This window comes from Acidilobus sp., assembly GCF_049973875.1.
In the GTDB taxonomy this organism is placed as follows: Archaea; Thermoproteota; Thermoprotei_A; order Sulfolobales; family Acidilobaceae; genus Acidilobus.
This window is the reverse complement of record NZ_JBMFJI010000118.1, coordinates 1-580: the sequence shown is the minus strand read 5'-3', so window position 1 is coordinate 580 and position 580 is coordinate 1. Positions and strand designations below refer to the sequence as shown.

The window sequence follows — 580 nt, the reverse complement described above, 5'->3', positions numbered from 1 at the left end:
ACTTTGTTTTTAGATAAACCCCATGCAACCGTTGTTAAAAGAGATTTGGATGAATAAGGCTTTTCTCCAGTATTCATTAACATAAAATTACCCGTTCCATAAGTATTTTTTACCATACCTGGGTTATAACAAGCCTGACCAAATAAAGCAGCCTGCTGATCTCCTGCATCTCCAGATATTGGTATCTCAGCCCCTAATACTTCTTTTGATGAATAACCATAAATCTTACTTGATGGAGATGGTTCGGGTAAAATCTCTTCGGGTATATTTAATATCTCTAGCAATTCTTTGTCCCATTCTAATTTATTTATATTGAAAATCATAGTTCTTGATGCATTGGAATAATCTATGATGTGAACCTTACCTCCAGACAATTTCCATATTAAATAAGTATCAACAGTGCCGAATAATATTTCTCCTTTTTTGGCCTTCTCCTTTGCACCGGGAACATTATTTAATATCCACTCTATTTTTGTTCCAGAAAAATAAGCATCGGGAACAAGTCCAGTTTTGGATTTTATTGTGTCAAAATAATTTTTCTTTAATTCTTCTACTCTATCTGCAGTTCTTCTGCATTGCC

1 protein-coding gene is annotated in these 580 nt (G+C 34.0%); it reads right to left on the bottom strand.

Annotated elements, in window-relative coordinates; translation table 11 throughout:
- Positions 1-580: FGGY family carbohydrate kinase (locus tag ACP5H1_RS08615; RefSeq protein ID WP_427974137.1), on the bottom strand; the 580-nt coding region annotated here is incomplete at both ends.